At 70.0% G+C, this 15,483-nt stretch carries 15 protein-coding genes and 1 rRNA gene; 11 read left to right on the top strand and 5 right to left on the bottom strand.

From position 1 onward, the window contains the following. Positions 1 to 3: 3 nt before the first annotated feature. The 3 genes from AB0Q90_RS16680 to AB0Q90_RS16670 form a co-directional block, all read right to left on the bottom strand. Positions 4 to 714 carry a phosphatase PAP2 family protein gene (locus AB0Q90_RS16680; protein ID WP_363161409.1) on the bottom strand — a complete coding sequence of 237 codons (711 nt, stop codon included), beginning with the start codon at positions 712 to 714 and terminating at the stop codon, positions 4 to 6. 204 nt (positions 715 to 918) lie between these two features. Further along, positions 919 to 1,926 carry a bifunctional lytic transglycosylase/C40 family peptidase gene (locus AB0Q90_RS16675; RefSeq protein ID WP_363161410.1) on the bottom strand — a complete coding sequence of 336 codons (1,008 nt, stop codon included), beginning with the start codon at positions 1,924 to 1,926 and terminating at the stop codon, positions 919 to 921. A gap of 124 nt (positions 1,927 to 2,050) precedes the next feature. Continuing rightward, positions 2,051 to 2,965 (bottom strand): oxidoreductase, encoded by a 915-nt coding sequence (locus AB0Q90_RS16670; RefSeq protein WP_363161412.1) that lies wholly within the window; start codon positions 2,963 to 2,965, stop codon positions 2,051 to 2,053. A gap of 90 nt (positions 2,966 to 3,055) precedes the next feature. Between AB0Q90_RS16670 and AB0Q90_RS16665 the strand changes: the two genes are divergently transcribed. The 7 genes from AB0Q90_RS16665 to AB0Q90_RS16635 all read left to right on the top strand — a co-directional run bounded on the left by AB0Q90_RS16665 (position 3,056) and on the right by AB0Q90_RS16635 (position 11,051). Then, positions 3,056 to 3,664, top strand: coding sequence for a TetR/AcrR family transcriptional regulator (locus tag AB0Q90_RS16665; RefSeq protein WP_363161413.1), 609 nt, complete (start codon positions 3,056 to 3,058; stop codon positions 3,662 to 3,664). A gap of 298 nt (positions 3,665 to 3,962) precedes the next feature. Next, positions 3,963 to 4,271: a hypothetical protein gene (locus AB0Q90_RS16660; RefSeq protein ID WP_003991275.1), complete on the top strand. Its 309-nt coding sequence runs from the start codon at positions 3,963 to 3,965 to the stop codon at positions 4,269 to 4,271. A 192-nt stretch (positions 4,272 to 4,463) separates the two neighbouring features. Beyond that, positions 4,464 to 5,294: a hypothetical protein gene (locus AB0Q90_RS16655; protein WP_363161414.1), complete on the top strand. Its 831-nt coding sequence runs from the start codon at positions 4,464 to 4,466 to the stop codon at positions 5,292 to 5,294. Then, positions 5,284 to 6,615 (top strand): hypothetical protein, encoded by a 1,332-nt coding sequence (locus AB0Q90_RS16650; protein ID WP_363161416.1) that lies wholly within the window; start codon positions 5,284 to 5,286, stop codon positions 6,613 to 6,615. The genes AB0Q90_RS16655 and AB0Q90_RS16650 overlap by 11 nt, the downstream gene beginning before the upstream one ends. After that, complete coding sequence (locus AB0Q90_RS16645) at positions 6,612 to 8,171, top strand: SCO6880 family protein (protein WP_363161417.1); 1,560 nt, start codon at positions 6,612 to 6,614, stop codon at positions 8,169 to 8,171. Before AB0Q90_RS16650 ends, AB0Q90_RS16645 begins: the two co-directional genes overlap by 4 nt. 9 nt (positions 8,172 to 8,180) lie before the next feature. Continuing rightward, positions 8,181 to 9,596 (top strand): ATP-binding protein, encoded by a 1,416-nt coding sequence (locus AB0Q90_RS16640; RefSeq protein WP_363161418.1) that lies wholly within the window; start codon positions 8,181 to 8,183, stop codon positions 9,594 to 9,596. 15 nt (positions 9,597 to 9,611) lie between these two features. Beyond that, on the top strand, positions 9,612 to 11,051 hold the full coding sequence (locus AB0Q90_RS16635; protein WP_363161419.1) for a type IV secretory system conjugative DNA transfer family protein: 1,440 nt from the start codon (positions 9,612 to 9,614) through the stop codon (positions 11,049 to 11,051). Here AB0Q90_RS16635 and AB0Q90_RS16630 read toward each other — a convergent pair whose 3' ends face one another. Next, a complete protein-coding gene (locus AB0Q90_RS16630; protein WP_363161420.1) occupies positions 11,052 to 11,597 on the bottom strand; it encodes a GNAT family N-acetyltransferase in 546 nt (181 codons plus the stop codon). A gap of 94 nt (positions 11,598 to 11,691) precedes the next feature. Between AB0Q90_RS16630 and AB0Q90_RS16625 the strand changes: the two genes are divergently transcribed. Genes AB0Q90_RS16625 through AB0Q90_RS16610 form a run of 4 tightly spaced genes read left to right on the top strand, consistent with a single transcriptional unit; the run spans position 11,692 to position 15,307 of the window. Next, positions 11,692 to 12,612: an ATP-binding cassette domain-containing protein gene (locus AB0Q90_RS16625; RefSeq protein WP_363161421.1), complete on the top strand. Its 921-nt coding sequence runs from the start codon at positions 11,692 to 11,694 to the stop codon at positions 12,610 to 12,612. Beyond that, the gene (locus AB0Q90_RS16620) at positions 12,609 to 13,385 is read left to right on the top strand and encodes an ABC transporter permease (RefSeq protein WP_363161422.1); all 777 of its coding nucleotides are present in this window, start codon (positions 12,609 to 12,611) and stop codon (positions 13,383 to 13,385) included. Before AB0Q90_RS16625 ends, AB0Q90_RS16620 begins: the two co-directional genes overlap by 4 nt. 6 nt (positions 13,386 to 13,391) lie before the next feature. Beyond that, complete coding sequence (locus AB0Q90_RS16615) at positions 13,392 to 14,639, top strand: histidine kinase (protein ID WP_363161423.1); 1,248 nt, start codon at positions 13,392 to 13,394, stop codon at positions 14,637 to 14,639. Next, entirely contained in the window at positions 14,636 to 15,307 is a 672-nt protein-coding gene (locus AB0Q90_RS16610) for a response regulator transcription factor (RefSeq protein WP_363161424.1), read from the top strand. The genes AB0Q90_RS16615 and AB0Q90_RS16610 overlap by 4 nt, the downstream gene beginning before the upstream one ends. Before the next feature lie 81 nt (positions 15,308 to 15,388). On the opposite strand, the gene rrf is transcribed toward AB0Q90_RS16610, so the two are convergent. Further along, positions 15,389 to 15,483: ribosomal RNA gene (gene rrf, locus AB0Q90_RS16605) — 5S ribosomal RNA — on the bottom strand; the annotation flags it as partial.

The raw sequence follows: 15,483 nt of genomic DNA, 5'->3' as shown, positions 1-15,483 counted from the left end.
GGTTCAGGCCGCCAGGTCCCGCTCCTCGGCGCCCGCCTTCTCCTCCCGCGCACCGGGGATGAGGGCGCCCTGACCGTCGTACGACGAGGCCTTCCGCGACCGGATCAGCCACCCCGCCCGGGGCGAACGCTGGATCGCCTTCATCAGCGGGGTCAGCAGTGCGGCGGCGACCGGGGACAGCAGCAGCGTGACGGCGGTACCGAGCGCGAAGCCGCCGATGACGTCCGTCGGGTAGTGCACGCCCATGTAGACCCGGCAGAACCCTTCGAGCAGCCCGAGCGCGATCCCCGCGAGCCCGAACTTCCGGTTGGCGACGAACAGCCCGACACCCATGGCCATGGTGATCGTCGCGTGGTCGCTCACGAAGGAGTAGTCGGTCTTGCCGGAGACCAGGACGTCCAGCCCCTGGTGGTCGAGGAAGGGCCGCGGCCGCTCCACGAAGCCCCGTATGGGCACGTTGACCAGAACGGCGATGCCCGCGGCCAGCGGTGCCCAGACCAGAGCGGCCACGGACGAGGCGGCGTCCTCCCCGCCCTTGCGCCGCACGGACCACCAGCACCACACCACGAGCAGCACCATGGCGAGCAGCAGCCCGTACTCACCGACGTACTCCATGACCCGGTCGAACCACTGCGGTGCGTCCTTGGCCAGGCCGTTGATGTCGTAGAGCAGCTCGACGTCGGGGTTCGACCCGGATGCGGCGAGTCCAGCCATGATGCTGCGGCCCCTTCGTCGTCTCTCCCGGCACACCTGTTCGTGCGCCGCTCTGCCACCCCCGTGGTTGTAGATCCGCGCTCGGCTACGTCAACAGGAACGCACGGCCCCCATTGATACGTTCCACACTCCACTGAATGATCACGCAGACGTTATCGAAGAGAGATACATCGCCGCAGCTCAGGGGGTGGGTTCACGCTGCGTCTACACGGTGGTGGGGAGCGCTTTCGCGCCATCTTCGGTCACTCGGGTGGCGCCGAAGTAGTCAGGGGTGTCGATCGGGTCGAACCGGATCACAGCACCTGTTCTCGGGGCGTCGATCATGTACCCGCCGCCCACATAAATGCCGACATGCCGGATGGCCCGGGAGTTGGTGAGGTCGTCCGAGAAGAACACCAGGTCCCCCGGCAACAGCTCCTCACGGGACGGATGCGGGCCCGCGTTGTACTGGTCGTTGGCGACTCGGGGCAGCGAGATCCCGACACTTTCGTAAGCGGCCTTGGTCAGCCCGGAGCAGTCGAACCGCCCGCCGTCCTCGGCGGTGCCGTCACCGCCCCACAGATAGAGCGTCCCGAGCTTCTTCTGCGCGTAGTGGATGGCCCCGGCGGCCTGCTCGGACGGATCCACCCGGCCGACGGGAGCGGCGAAGCTCTCCTCCAGCGTCGTGATCGTCTTCACGTAGTTCCGGGTCTCCTCGTACGGCGGCACACCCCCGTACTTGATGACCGCGTACGCCCCCGCGTTGTAGGACGCGAGCATGTTCTTCGTCGGGTCGCCGGGGACGTCCTTCACATACGAGGCGAGCGTGCAGTCGTACTTCGCGGCCGACGGAATCGCGTCATTCGGGTCCCAGACGTCCCGGTCGCCGTCCCCGTCGCCGTCGATGCCGTGGGTGGCCCAGGTGCCCGGGATGAACTGCGCTATCCCCTGCGCCGCCGCCGGGCTCTGCGCCTTGGGGTTGAATCCGCTCTCCTGGTACAGCTGGGCGGCGAGCAGGGCCGGGTTGATCGCGGGACAGAGGTTGCCCCACTCCTGCACCAACCCCGAGTACTCGGCCGGCACCGACCCCTTGGCCAGCGTCTTGCTCCCGCCGCTCATGCCGTTGACGAGATTCCCGGCGACGACGTAGACCCCGACGACGAGCAGCATCACGAAGCCGAGCCCCGCCGCGACACCCGCGCCCGCCACGACCCACGCCTTACGCACCGTCAACCGCCCCTCACCGCCCGGGAGTCCGCCCGCGCCAGTTTAGGAGCTTCCCCGACGGAATCGGCGGCAACCGGCGGGACGGCGCCGTTACCGCGGCAGCCGCCCTCGGCCTCCGGCCCGCCGGGTCTCAGGCGCTGGCCGCGCCCACGGTCAACGGGCAGACCACACCCGTAAGTTCCTCCGACACCGTCCACAGCCGCCGCGCCACCGCGGCGTCACTGGCCGCCGCCGTCCGCCCCACCAGCGTGGGCGCACCCCGGAACTCACCCATCCCGTCGGGCCCGACATAGCTCGCCCCGGGCAGGTCCTGCGTCGCGGCGTACAGCGTGGGCAGCGCACCCGCCCGGTCGTCCTGCGCGAGGAAACGGTTGCCGACCTTCATGAAGGCCCGCGCCATCGGGCTCGCCGCGTGACTCTGGAGGTTGGTGGCCGAGTAGCCGGGGTGCGCGGCCAGGGCCCGGACCGTCGAGCCGGACTCGGCAAGGCGGCGCTGGAGTTCCAGCGTGAACAGCAGGTTGGCCAGCTTGGACTGGGCGTAGGCGCGCTGCGGGTTGTAGTCGGCGTCCTGGTTCAGGTCGTCGAAGTGGATCCTGGCCCCGCCCCAGCGGTGGGCGCCGGAGGAGACGGTGACGACGCGGTCGGTGACGTAGGGCAGCAGCAGGTTCGTCAGGGCGAAGTGCCCCAGGTGGTTGGTGCCGAACTGCATCTCGAAGCCGTCCTTGGTGCGCTGCTTCGGGAGCATCATCACGCCGGCGTTGTTGACCAGCAGATGCAGCGGGCGTCCCTCCCAGGAGGCGGCGAACTCCCGCACGGAGGACAGGTCCGCCAGATCCAGGCGCCGCACCTCCGTGCTGCCGTTCACCGTGTCCGCCGCCGCCCGCCCCCGTTCCGGATCCCGTACGGCGAAGACCACATGGGCACCCGCACGCGCCAGCGCGTCCGCCGCCGTGAGCCCGATGCCGCTGTTGGCACCGGTGACGACGGCCGTGCGGCCGGTGAGATCGGGGAGGTCGCTTGCATTCCACTTGCTCTTGTCAGCCATGCAATCGAATGTAGGCGCCGACAACAATGATGTCAACGACAACAAAGATGCCGATGGCAACAATGATGACGTCGCCAAGATCGGGATACGATGGTGCCCATGCCCGAGAGCCGCCCCTACCACCACGGAGACCTGCGCTCCACCCTGCTGGCCGGTGCCGAGCGCACCCTGCGGGAGAAGGGAGCCGGCGCGCTCTCACTGCGCGAACTGGCCCGCGAGGCCGGCGTCAGCCATGCCGCGCCCGGCCGCCACTTCAAGGACAAGCAGGCCCTGCTCAACGCCCTGGCCCTGGCCGGCTACGACCGCCTGGACCAGGTTCTGCGGACGGCCGACGACCCGTCCCTCCCCCTGGAACCCCGGCTCACCGCCCTCGCCCGGGCCTACCTCGGCTTCGCCATCGACAACGCCGAGCTCCTGGAGCTGATGTACGCCCGCAAGCACGACCCCGACGCCTCCGAGCTGATGACGGCCGCCGTCGACCGCACGGTGGGCGCACTGGCGCGGGTGCTCGCCGACGGCCAGCAGCGGGGCGAGATCACCGAGGGTGACCCCGTGCGCCTCACCCTCGTCACCGGCGCGAGCCTGCACGGACTCGCCTCCTTCACGGCCACCGGCCTGCTCGCGCCCGAGGAGGCCCTGGCCTCCATCGAGGAGCTGGTGCACACCCTGCTCCACGGCCTCAAGCCCCGCGGCAGATAGCCTTCACCCGGAGAACATCGGCACGACCCGTCACCCGACCGGCCGTCAGAAACGGCCAGGGCGGCGGGACATGCCGTAAGAGGGGTCAACGACGGAACCACACACAGGTTCCGCATCGACCTCATTGCCCGGCGTGACCAGCCGTGATACACAGAGTGACCGGACAGTCATTCGTACGAAACCCGCCAATCAATGACGCCAAGTCGACATACGACAGCGAAATTGTCGGCGACAATGAGGCCTGACCTCTGCGCCCGTGCAGAGGAAGCGGAACTACCCAACAGGGGCGGTGACTTACATGCTCTTTGCGGCCGACAAGGGAGACATCAACACCATCATCGGCGGGATCGCTCCGGACTGGGGCCCCTTCGGCAGCCTGGGCAACGAGGCCAAGGTGATGATCGAGGTCGTGATGGCGGTCGCCATTCTGCTCTGCCTCGGAATCGCCATCTGGGGCGCCGCCAAGCAGCGCATCGGCGCGACCGCGCTGCGCGACACGTTCAGCGCGGAGCAGGGCAAGGGCCTCATCATCGCGGGCCTGACCGGCGTCTTCATCATCGGCTCACTCGGCACGCTCTTCACCATCGTCTACGGCATGGCCGTGTAGCCGCCACAGCCACCGACATCCAGTCCCCCTCCGGGCACGCCAGGTCCGGTCCCCTCCATCCCACCCGCCCGTCGTGCCCACCGGCTGAGGTTGCGTTTCCCTGATGTCGAGTCACCACACCGCGCCCGCGCGGGAACCAGCACGGCTACCGTCGTACTCCTACGGCTACGACGGCGAGGGGGCGTACCCGACATGAGTCTCGGAGACGACCGCGAGCCCTCCGGCGGTTACGGCGGCACGGGCCAGACCCGGACGCGGCTGCCCGAGGGCGGCGGCGACGTGTACGGAGGCGCACGACGGGCCGGCCGTTCGTCGTCCCGGAGTCTGGTGACCGTGGTCGGCGTGGTCGTCCTGCTGATTGCGGCGATCGCGTTCGCCAACCGTGGAGGAGACGATTCCGCATCCACGGGCGGAGCCGAGGACAAGCCGGAGGCCGCGAGCACGGCAGCGAGCGGCGACCAACCGGTGCGGTCGGAGACGGGCGGGATTCCGACGGGGTTTGCGCGGGATGAGGAGGGGGCGCAGAGTGCGGCGGCGAATTATGCGGTGGCACTCGGCTCGGCCGACATGTTCAGCAAGGCCAGGCGTGACGCCATCCTCCAGAGCATCATCACGCCCTCCCGCGTTCCGGAGTTCGAGGCGAATCTGGACCAGGCGTACACCCCGGCGTTCAACCAGGCCGTCGGTCTGAACGAGGACGGCTCGTCACCTGCGGGCTACATCTTCGTATCTCGTACGAGCCCGATCGGCACCAAGATTATTAAGGCTTCAAACGCCAACGCGACCGTAGAAGTCTGGTGCAACGGCCTTCTCGGACTGGCCGGCGAGAACTCAACGAACCCAGTCACGAGCAGTTGGTTCACCATGACCATGCACCTTGCGTGGTCCGACGGCGGCTGGAAGATCGTGACGCACTCCCAGAAGGAGGGCCCGTCACCTGTCCCCGGCGACGAGAGGGCGTCCACCGCCGACGAGATGGCGAAGGCCGTCGAAGAGTACGGAGGGTTCACGTATGCCCGCTAGTTCGCATCGCACGCTGCAGATCACTGGCCTCCTTGCCATCGTGCAAGCGGGAGCTGTGCTGTTGGCTACGCAGGCCGCTGCCGCGCCCACCCCCTCTCCGACACCAACCCAAAGCAGTGACTGCTCGCTAATCGCTCCTCCTGCCAGGAAGTACTGCGAAGAGGGCGGCAACTCCGGCGGCTCCGGAGGCACCAGCACCCTGGACCCCACCTCCACCCTCGACCCCCTCTCCTCCCTCGCAAAGGGCTGCGCCGACGCCGCTGCCTGGACCGTCGACAAGCTCAGCGAGGCCGTCGAGGACACCGCGAACGTCGACTTCACGAACCCCAAGTTCCTTCAGCAGTACGCCGTCGTCTTCGCGGCGTCGACGATCCTCACGCTGCTTCTCTGGCTGCTGGCCGTGGCCAAGAGAGCGGTGCGCGGCGTGCCGCTCACCACCGCGCTCAGCGAAGCGATCGGGTTCCTCTGGCTGACCGTCCTCGCGTCCGCGTTCACGCCGCTGATCCTCTACACGGTCGTGTCCGCCACGGACGGCATCTCCGAGGTCCTGGCCAAGACGACCGGCGACCAGACCGACACGTTCTTCGGCACGTTCTCCGGCGCCCTGGAGAAGGGCGAGGACATCGGCGGCGGACCGATCATGCTGATCGTCGTCTCGCTGGTCAGCATCCTCGCCGCCGGAGTGCTCTGGCTGGAACTGGTCATCCGCGCCGCCCTGCTCTACGTAGGCGCCCTCCTCGGCACCGTCGTCTACGCGGGCCTGGTCGACAAGAACCTGTGGGGCCATGTCCGCCGCTGGGCGGGCATCATGATCGCCGTCATTCTCGTCAAGCCGGTCATCGTGATCGTGCTCGGGCTCGCCGGCGCGCTCTCCACCGACGAGGGACCCGACGCCTTCTCCGCCGTGGTCTCCGGCCTCGCGATCATCCTGCTCGCCATCTTCGCCTCGGCGATGATCTACCGCTTCGTCCCGGGCTTCGGCGACGAGATCGCCGGTTCCCGCAACAACCGCATCATGCAGAACGCCGAGAGCAAGGCCGCCGCGGTCATCAGCTCCCCCGCGACCCTCGTCGCCCAGGGCATCAAGACCCACAGCACCCGGGCCGACAACAACGGCGGCCAGAACGCGAGCAGTGCCCGCCCCGCCAACCAGACGGCCGGCGGAGTCGCCGCGCACAGCTCCCGACCCACGAACGGAGGCGGCGGATCTGTCCCCTCCGCCGCACCCGTGCCCCGCTCGGGCGGCAGCCCGGTGAACACCCCGCACGCCAGCAACACCCGCAACAGCAGTACCAACCGCACGGGAGGTGAAGGGCGTTGACGACCGAGTCCCACGTGTCCCATCCGGTCACGCCCCGCCGTACATATCTGATCGGCCGCGCCCGGCCGAACGCGATCGTCGGCCGCAACCGCGAGACCGGCGAGATCGCGTTGATCATCCTGGGCGCGTTCCTCGGCATGATGTGCGGGCTCCTCGTCCCCGTCCTGTCCCTGCGCATCGTGCTGCTGATGGGCTTCCCGATGCTGGCGCTGGCCGCGGTCTACGTGCCGTACAAGCGCCGGACGTTCTACAAGTGGTTCGAGATCAACCGCAGCTTCAAGCGGACCGTGCGCCAGGGCACTCTCTACCGGTCGTCGGCCATGGAGGCGGGCACCCGGATCGACGGCCGTGAGGTCGAGGTCGGCCCGCCGCCCGGCATCGGCCGCATCGCCTGGCTCGCCGCGCCGTTCGGCCCCGACGAGATCGCCGTACTCCTGCACGCGGACCGCCGTACGGTGACCGCCGCCATCGAGATCGAGGGGCCCGGCGTCGGGCTGCGGGACTCCGAGGACCAGGAAGCCCTCGTCGACCGCTTCGGCACGCTGCTCAAGCACGTGGCCAACGGCGACGGCTTCGTCACCCGGCTCCAGATGCTCGCCCGCACCCTCCCCGCCGACCCCGACGCCCACGCCAAGGACGTCGCCGTACGCGGGGACGAGAAGGCGCTGCCGTGGCTGCAGCAGTCGTACGACCAGTTGCAGTCGATGGTGTCGACCAGCAGTGAGCAGCACCGGGCGTATCTCGTCGCGTGCATGCACTACAACCGCGAACTGGCCGCCGAGGGCCACGCCATGGCCCGGGCGGCCCGCCCGCAGCAGGGCCGGAAGGTCGACAAGGACGCCGGTCTCGCCGTCGTCATGGCCCGTGAGCTGACCGACATCTGCTCGCGGCTCCAAGAGGCCGACATCCGCGTACGGCAGCCGCTGGGGCAGGGGCGGCTGGCCTCGCTGATCCACTCCATGTACGACCCGGACCACCCGATCGACCACATCCAGGCGATGACGAAACGGAATGCCTGGCCGGCCGAGCTCGACGCCATGGAGCCCACCTTCCTCCAGGCCAAGACCCGGGAGTCCTCCACCCGCGCGCCCTGGTGCCACGCCACCGCCTGGGTGAAGGAGTGGCCGATGACGCCCGTCGGCGTCAACTTCCTCGCGCCGCTGCTGGTCCACACCCCGGACGTCATCCGCACGGTCGCCGTCACGATGGACCTCGAACCCACCGAGATCGCCATCGAGCGCATGCTGACCGAGAAGACCAACGACGAGGCGGAGGCGTCCCGCGCCGCCAAGATGAACCGGACCGTCGACCCGCGCGACATCGCCGCCCACAACCGCCTCGACCAGCGAGGAGAGGATCTGGCGAGCGGCGCGGCCGGCGTCAACCTCGTCGGGTACATCACCGTCTCCTCGCGCTCCCCGGAGGCCCTGGCCCGCGACAAGCGGACCATCCGGGCGTCGGCCGGAAAGTCGTACCTGAAGCTGGAGTGGTGCGACCGCGAGCACCACCGTGCCTTCGTGAACACGCTCCCGTTCGCCACCGGCATTCGAAGGTAGGGCCGCCGCATGCGGGATCCGATGTCCATCCTCACCGACGCCTTCACCTCGTTCCTCTTCGGCAAGGTCGAGACGACCCGGCTGCCCGTGCGCACGTCGACCGGGCAGGCCCAGGCCGTCTACCTGCCCACGGCCGCGCCCGGCCTCGGCGACTCCGGCGTCATCATCGGCCGCGAGGTCTACTCCGGGAAGGGCTACATCTACGACCCCTTCCAGCTCTACGGCCAGCAGCTCCCCGCCCCGCACTGGCTCGTCCTCGGCGAGTCCGGCAACGGCAAGTCGGCGCTGGAGAAGACGTACGTCCTGCGGCAGTTGCGCTTCCGCGACCGGCAGGTCGTCGTCCTCGACGCGCAGGGCGAGGACGGCGTCGGTGAATGGAACCTGATCGCGCAGGAGTTGGGGATAACTCCTATCCGGCTGGACCCGACGGCCGCCCTGGACCACGGGATCCGGCTCAACCCCCTGGACCCGGCGATCACGACGACCGGCCAGCTCGCGCTGCTGCGCACCATCATCGAGGTCGCGATGGGCCACGGCCTCGACGAGCGCTCCGGCTTCGCCCTCAAGGTCGCCCACGCCTACGTCAACGAGACGATCGTGGAACGCCAGCCGGTCCTGACCGACATCGTCGAGCAGCTACGGCACCCCGAGCCGGAGTCGGCCGAGGCGATGAACGTCGACATAGACGACGTACGGGCGTGGGGCCTGGACGTCGCGCTGGTGCTGGACCGGCTAGTCGACGGTGACCTGCGCGGCATGTTCGACGGTCCGACGACGGTCGGCATCGACCTGGACGCGCCGCTCATCGTCTTCGACCTGTCCCACATCGACCGCAACTCCATCGCCATGCCGATCCTGATGGCGATCGTCGGCGTGTGGCTGGAGCACACCTGGATCCGCCCCGACCGGAAGAAGCGCATCTTCCTGGTCGAGGAGGCCTGGCACATCATCAACAGCCCGTTCGTGGCCCAGCTGTTCCAGCGGCTGCTGAAGTTCGGGCGCCGACTGGGTCTGTCGTTCGTCGCCGTCGTCCACCACCTGTCCGACGTCGTGGACGGAGCGGCGGCGAAGGAGGCCGCGGCGATCCTGAAGATGGCGTCGACCAGGACGATCTACGCCCAGAAGGCCGACGAGGCGAGAGCCACGGGCCGGGTGCTCGGGCTGCCGCGCTGGGCCGTGGAGATCATCCCGACCCTGACCCCGGGCATCGCGGTGTGGGACGTCAACGGCAATGTCCAGGTGGTCAAACACCTGATCACGGAGACGGAACGCCCACTGGTCTTCACCGACCGCGCGATGACGGAGTCGTCCGCCGACCGCGACCGGACCGACGACGCCCTGCACGCCGCCGAACTGGAGGCGGAGGAACGGGCGGCGGCCTTCATGGAACAGCACCTCGGCGACTCCGAGTCGACCGTGGCGTAAGGGGAGGGCGACGGCGTGCGCACAGACGACCGGCGGCGGGAGACCCCGGGCGGCATCCCCGACGGGCTGCTGATCGGCATACTCGCCTTCCTCCTCGGCATGACCCTGCTGGTGTGGACGGCGACGGGCCTGGCCGGCGTGTTCGCGCACGGCGCCTGGCCGAGCGGCGTCACCTTCGCCCGCACGCCGCTCGCCCTGCGCTACCTCTTCGGCGCCCCGCACGACCTCCCCGGCGCCTGGCCCGAGACGCCCGAGGCGGAGCTGTCGGGGTACGGGCTGTTCTGGGGCCTGTTCATCGGCCAGCTGATGGTGCTGATCGTGCTGACCGTGTTCGTGATGGGGACGTTCGCCCGGTGGCGGGCGGTCAGGGCGCGGCAGCGGGAGGAGCGGCTCGCGGGGCCGGTGCCGGAGCCCGTGCAGGCGCAGATCCCGCACGAGGTGCCGGCACCGAGGCCGCAGCCGGCGCAGCCCCTCCAGGAAGCGCCTGCCGCACCGCCGCCCCCACGGTTCGACACCGAGCAGACGGGCGGTGGGGAGAAGATCCTCGTAGCCCCGAGGGAAACCCGTCAGACAGCCGCGGCGCAGGCAGTACGGGACGCGGACGGCCCCGCCCTCGTCGTCACCTCGAACCCGAGGCTCTGGCAGGAGACGAAGGACGCGAGAGCCAAACTGGGCCCGGTCCACCTCTACGACCCCGCCCACCTCTGCGACACCCCGGCCCGCCTCCACTGGTCCCCCACCACCGGCTGCGAGGACAAGCAGACCGCCACCGCACGGGCCGCCGCGCTCCTCGCCCCGATCCGCCCCGCCTCCAAGCTCGACGCAGCCGTGGCCGACGTAGCCGAAACGCTCCTGCGGAGCAGCCTGCACGCCGCCGCCATCGACGGCCGCACCATCCGCCATGTCCACCGCTGGTCCCAGGGCACCCAGATCCAGGACGCCGTCCGCATCCTGCGTACGAACCCCAAGGCGGCCCCCGGCGCCGCGGGCGAACTCGAAGCCGCGCTCACCGCACATCCCGAACGCCGGGACATGGCCCAGCAGTTGACGACCCGCGCCCTCTCCGCCCTCCTCACCGTCAACATCCGCGAGGCCTGCACTCCAAACCGAACTGATGCACTCGCCTTGGATTCCTTCGTCCACGAAGGGGGCACGCTTTATCTGGTGGGGGAGTCCATCGAGGATCCGCGTACGAATCCTGGCGCGATGCCCCTGCTCACCGCCCTTGCCTCAAGCGTGGTCGAGCGCGGCCGGCGCATGGCCGAACGGTCATCCTCCGGTCGCCTCGACCCACCACTGACGCTCGTCCTGGACGACGTCGCGGCCGTGGCTCCGCTTCCCCAGCTCCCGGAGCTGCTGGCCACCGGAGCGGACCGGGGCCTGCCGACCCTGGCCCTGCTCCGGTCCCGGGAACAGGCCCGCACCCGCTGGCCGGACGCGGAACTCCCGGCCTGATCAGCCGCGTTCGAGCACGAACTCCAGCTCGGACTCCTCCGAGGCCGCCGCCAGCGGCACGACGACCCCGCTGGGCGCGAACCCCACACGGCGGTAGAAGCGCTGGGCCCGCCCGTTGTCCTCGTGCACGATCAGCCGCACGCGCTCGGCGCCGTGCGCCCACGCCCACTCCAGAGCCGCGTCGAACAGCACCTCGGTGAGCCCGCTGCCCCGCTCCTCGGGCCGCACGAACACCCCGACGACATGCCCCTGCTTGCGCTCCACCGGGAACCCGGCCCAGTCCGTCGTCCCGGGCTCCTCCAGCAGCACGGTCACGGTCCCGACCCAACGCCCGTCCGGCGCCTCGGCGATGACCGTCTGCGCCCCGTCCGCACCCTCGGCGCCCGAGGCCGTCCGCTCCTGCCAGAAGGAGTCGGGCCGCCCCAAGGCCTCCTCATAGGTCTCCAGGAAGGCCAGCGGCGCCACCGGATCCTGGAGCGCCACCAGCCGCAGCTCCTTCGCGGCTGGCCACTCATCGGCACGCAGGGACCGGATCACATAGCTCATGCCGGCCACAGTAGTACCGGGGTACCAGCCCTCTCACCTCGAATACTGCCCGCGGTCCGACGCCCCGGCCCCGCGCCCGGAGCACGATCGAGGCATGATTACGGCACAGGACCTCACCAAGCGCTACGGCGACAGGACGGCGGTGCGCGACCTCACCTTCACCGTCCGCCCCGGCACCGTCACCGGCTTCCTCGGCCCCAACGGCGCCGGCAAGTCCACCACGATGCGCATGCTCCTCGGCCTGGACACCCCGACCAGGGGCCACGCCAGGATCGGCGACCGCTCCTACGCCGACCACCCCGCGCCCCTGCACGAGATCGGCGCCCTCCTGGAGGCCCGCTCGATCCACCCGGGCCGCACGGCCCACCACCACCTGACCGCGCTCGCCCTGACCCACGGCATCCCCAGGTCCCGGGTGGCGCACGTGCTGGACCTCGCCGGACTGACCGAGGCCGCCCACCGCCGGGTCAAGGGCTTCTCCCTCGGCATGGGCCAACGCCTGGGCATAGCGGCCGCGTTGCTCGGCGACCCCGCCACGGTCGTCCTCGACGAGCCGGTCAACGGCCTCGACCCCGAGGGCGTCCTGTGGATCCGCAACCTCCTCAAGTCCCTGGCCGCGGAAGGCCGTACGGTCTTCGTCTCCTCGCACCTGATGAGCGAGATGGCCCTGACCGCCGACCACCTGATCATCATCGGCCGCGGCCGCCTCCTCGCCGACACCACCGTCGAGGACTTCGTACGGCAGTCCGGCGCCGCCACGGTCAAGGTCGTCACCCCGGAAGCCGCCGCCCTCGTACGACTGCTCTCCGCGCCGGGCGTCGAGATCACCACCACGGCCCCCGGCACCCTCGACGTACGCGGCACGGACGCCGAACACATCGGGCGCACGGCCGCCGCCCACGGCATCCCCCTCTTCGAACTCACCCCGAGCACCGCCTCCTTGGAGGAGGCGTTCATGGATCTCACGCGCGACTCGGTCGAGTTCGCCCCGACCGTGGAAGGAGCAGCGGCATGACCGCCACCGCCCCGGGCGTCACCCAGTCCCGCGTCCTGCGCGCCGAATGGCACAAGCTGTGGACGGTCCGCTCCACCTGGATCAGCCTCGCCCTCGTCCCGCTGCTCACCATCGGCGTGGGCCTGGCCATCGCCGGCAGCTACGAGTCCGGCGGAGGCGACGAGGACGTCGACACCGTCCTGCTCACCCTGCTCGGCATGCAGTTCACGACGATCATCGTGGGCGTCGTCGGCATCCTGTCCACCGCGGGCGAGTACTCGACGGGCCTGATCCGCTCCACCCTGACGGCCGTGCCGCGCCGCCTGCCGGTCCTGTGGGCCAAGGCGGCCGCGCTCGCCGCCGTCACCTTCGCGCTCGTCCTGGCCACCAACTTCCTCACCTTCCCCCTCGCCCAGACCTTCCTCACCGACACCGACCAGGCGGCCTCCCTCGGCGACCCCGGCGTCGTCCGCGCCCTCGTCGGCAACGCCGCGGGCCTCGCCCTCGTCGCCGTGACGGCCCTCGGCATCGGCTCCGCCGTCCGCTCCGTCCCGGGCAGCATCGGCGTCCTCATCGGCGCGGTCCTGATCCTCCCGGAGGTCCTCAGGATGCTTCCCTACGACGTGATCGACGACGCCGTCCGCTACTTCCCCGCCAAGGCCCTCGACGCCCTCACCCACGCCGAACCCACCTCCGCCGTCGCCTCACCGGGCACGGCCCTGCTCGCCCTCGCCCTGTGGGCGACGGCCATGCTCACCACGGCAGCACTCCTGCTGAAGCGACGAGACGTGTGAGCCACCATGAACACCATGGCGGAAGACCGAACGGCCGAGCCCCTCACCCAGTACGTCCAGCGCGCCATCACACGGGTCCGGGCCTTCGACAGCCGCCACCCACTCCCGTGGGACCTGCTGATCACGGGCTTCTACGTCATCGCGGCCCTGATCGACGCCACGGGCGGCGGCTGGGAGAGGATCACCGAGAACCCAGCACTGCCCGACTGGCTGATCGTCAGCATGTCGCTCGGGTTCTCCGTGCCGCTGCTGTGGCGCCGCACCCACCCGCTCGCCGTCCTCGCCGCCATGCTCCCGGTCGCGATCGTCAACGCGGCCACCGGCGCCCTGCTCCAGGCCTCGCTCATCCTGCTCGTCGCCCTGTTCAACGCGGCCCTCCGGGTCCGCCTGCGCACCCTGCTGTGGCTCTACGGCGCGGTCCTCGTCCCGTACCTGGTGGCCGCGATCCGCTACCCCGCCGAACAGGGCCCCGACCAGAACCTCGTCCCGGCCGCCATGAGCCTCGCTCTCTCCGCGATGTTCGGCATCGCGGTACGCACCCGCAAGGACTACCTGGCCTCCCTCGTCGAACGCGCCCGTCAGCTGGAGGTGGAACGCGACCAGCAGGCCCGCCTCGCCACCGCCGCCGAACGCGCCCGTATCGCCCGCGAGATGCACGACATCATCGGCCACAACCTCTCCGTCATCACGGGCCTCGCCGACGGCGGCCGCTACGCCGCCGCCAAGTCCCCCGAACGAGCCGCCCAGGCCCTCACCGCCATCTCCACCACCAGCCGCCAGGCCCTCACCGAACTACGCCGCCTCCTCGACGTCCTGAGCGAGGACGAGCCCGCGGAGCCTGACCTCACCCCCCAGCCCGGCCTCACCGACCTCGACCACCTCCTGGAGGGCGTCCGCGCGGCCGGCCTCCCCGTCGAGACCACGACCAAGGGCACCCCCACCATCACCCCGGGCCGCCAGCTGACCCTCTACCGAGTCATCCAGGAAGCCCTCACCAACACCCTCAAACACGCGGGCCCCAAAGCCACTTCACGCATAGAGCTGTCCTACGGCGAAGGCGGCGCCGTCACCCTCACGGTCACCGACACCGGCAGCGGCGGCGGCGACGACCTCGACACCACCGCGGGCCGCGGCCTCCCCGGAATGCGCGAGCGAACAGCCCTCTACGGCGGCACACTTGAGGCCGGCCCACGCCCACACCCCGAACGGGGCTGGCGAGTCCACCTTCACCTCCCGGAGGAAACCCCGCAGTGACCACGGTCCTCATCGCCGACGACCAGCCCCTCCAGCGCTTCGGCTTCCGCATGCTGCTGGAGAGCCAGGACGACATGACGGTCCCGGCCGAGGCCGCGAACGGCAGCGAGGCGGTCCGGCTCACCGCCGTCCACAACCCCGACGTGGTCCTGATGGACGTCCGCATGCCCGGCCTCGACGGCATCGAAGCCACCCGCCGCATCGTCGCCACGGGCTCCCGCACCCGCGTCCTGATCCTCACGACCTTCGACCTCGACGAGTACGCCTACGCCGGCCTGCGCGCCGGCGCCTCCGGCTTCCTGGTCAAGGACGCCCAGCCGGAAGAACTGCTGGCCGGCGTCCGCGCGGTGGCAACGGGCGACGCGGTGGTCGCCCCCAGCCTGACCCGACGCCTCCTGGACACCTACGCCCACCACCTCCCGACGGGCACCCCGACCGGGCAGCCGGAACCCGAGGACCCCCGGCTCGCTCCCCTCACGGAACGCGAGCGCGAGATCCTCACGGTCATCGGCATGGGCTGGACGAACACGGAGATCGCGGACCGCCTCCACCTCGCCGAATCGACGGTGAAGACGCACGTCGGCCGCGTACTCGCGAAGACGGGTTCCAGGGACCGGATCCAGGCCGTGATCCTGGCGTATGACACGAAGCTGGTGGAGCCGGCCTGAAAGGGTCCTGAAAGAGTTCTGAAAGGGTCCTGAAATGCAGAAAGGCCCACGCCATATGGCGTGGGCCTTTCCCTAAAATTTGTTCGGCGGCGTCCTACTCTCCCACAGGGTCCCCCCTGCAGTACCATCGGCGCTGTGAGGCTTAGCTTCCGGGTTCGGAATGTAACCGGGCGTTT

The organism is Streptomyces sp. NPDC079141, assembly GCF_040686775.1.
Taxonomy (GTDB): domain Bacteria; phylum Actinomycetota; class Actinomycetes; order Streptomycetales; family Streptomycetaceae; genus Streptomyces.
The sequence above is the reverse complement of the archived record's forward strand: the minus strand, read 5'-3'. Positions and strand labels throughout refer to the sequence as shown.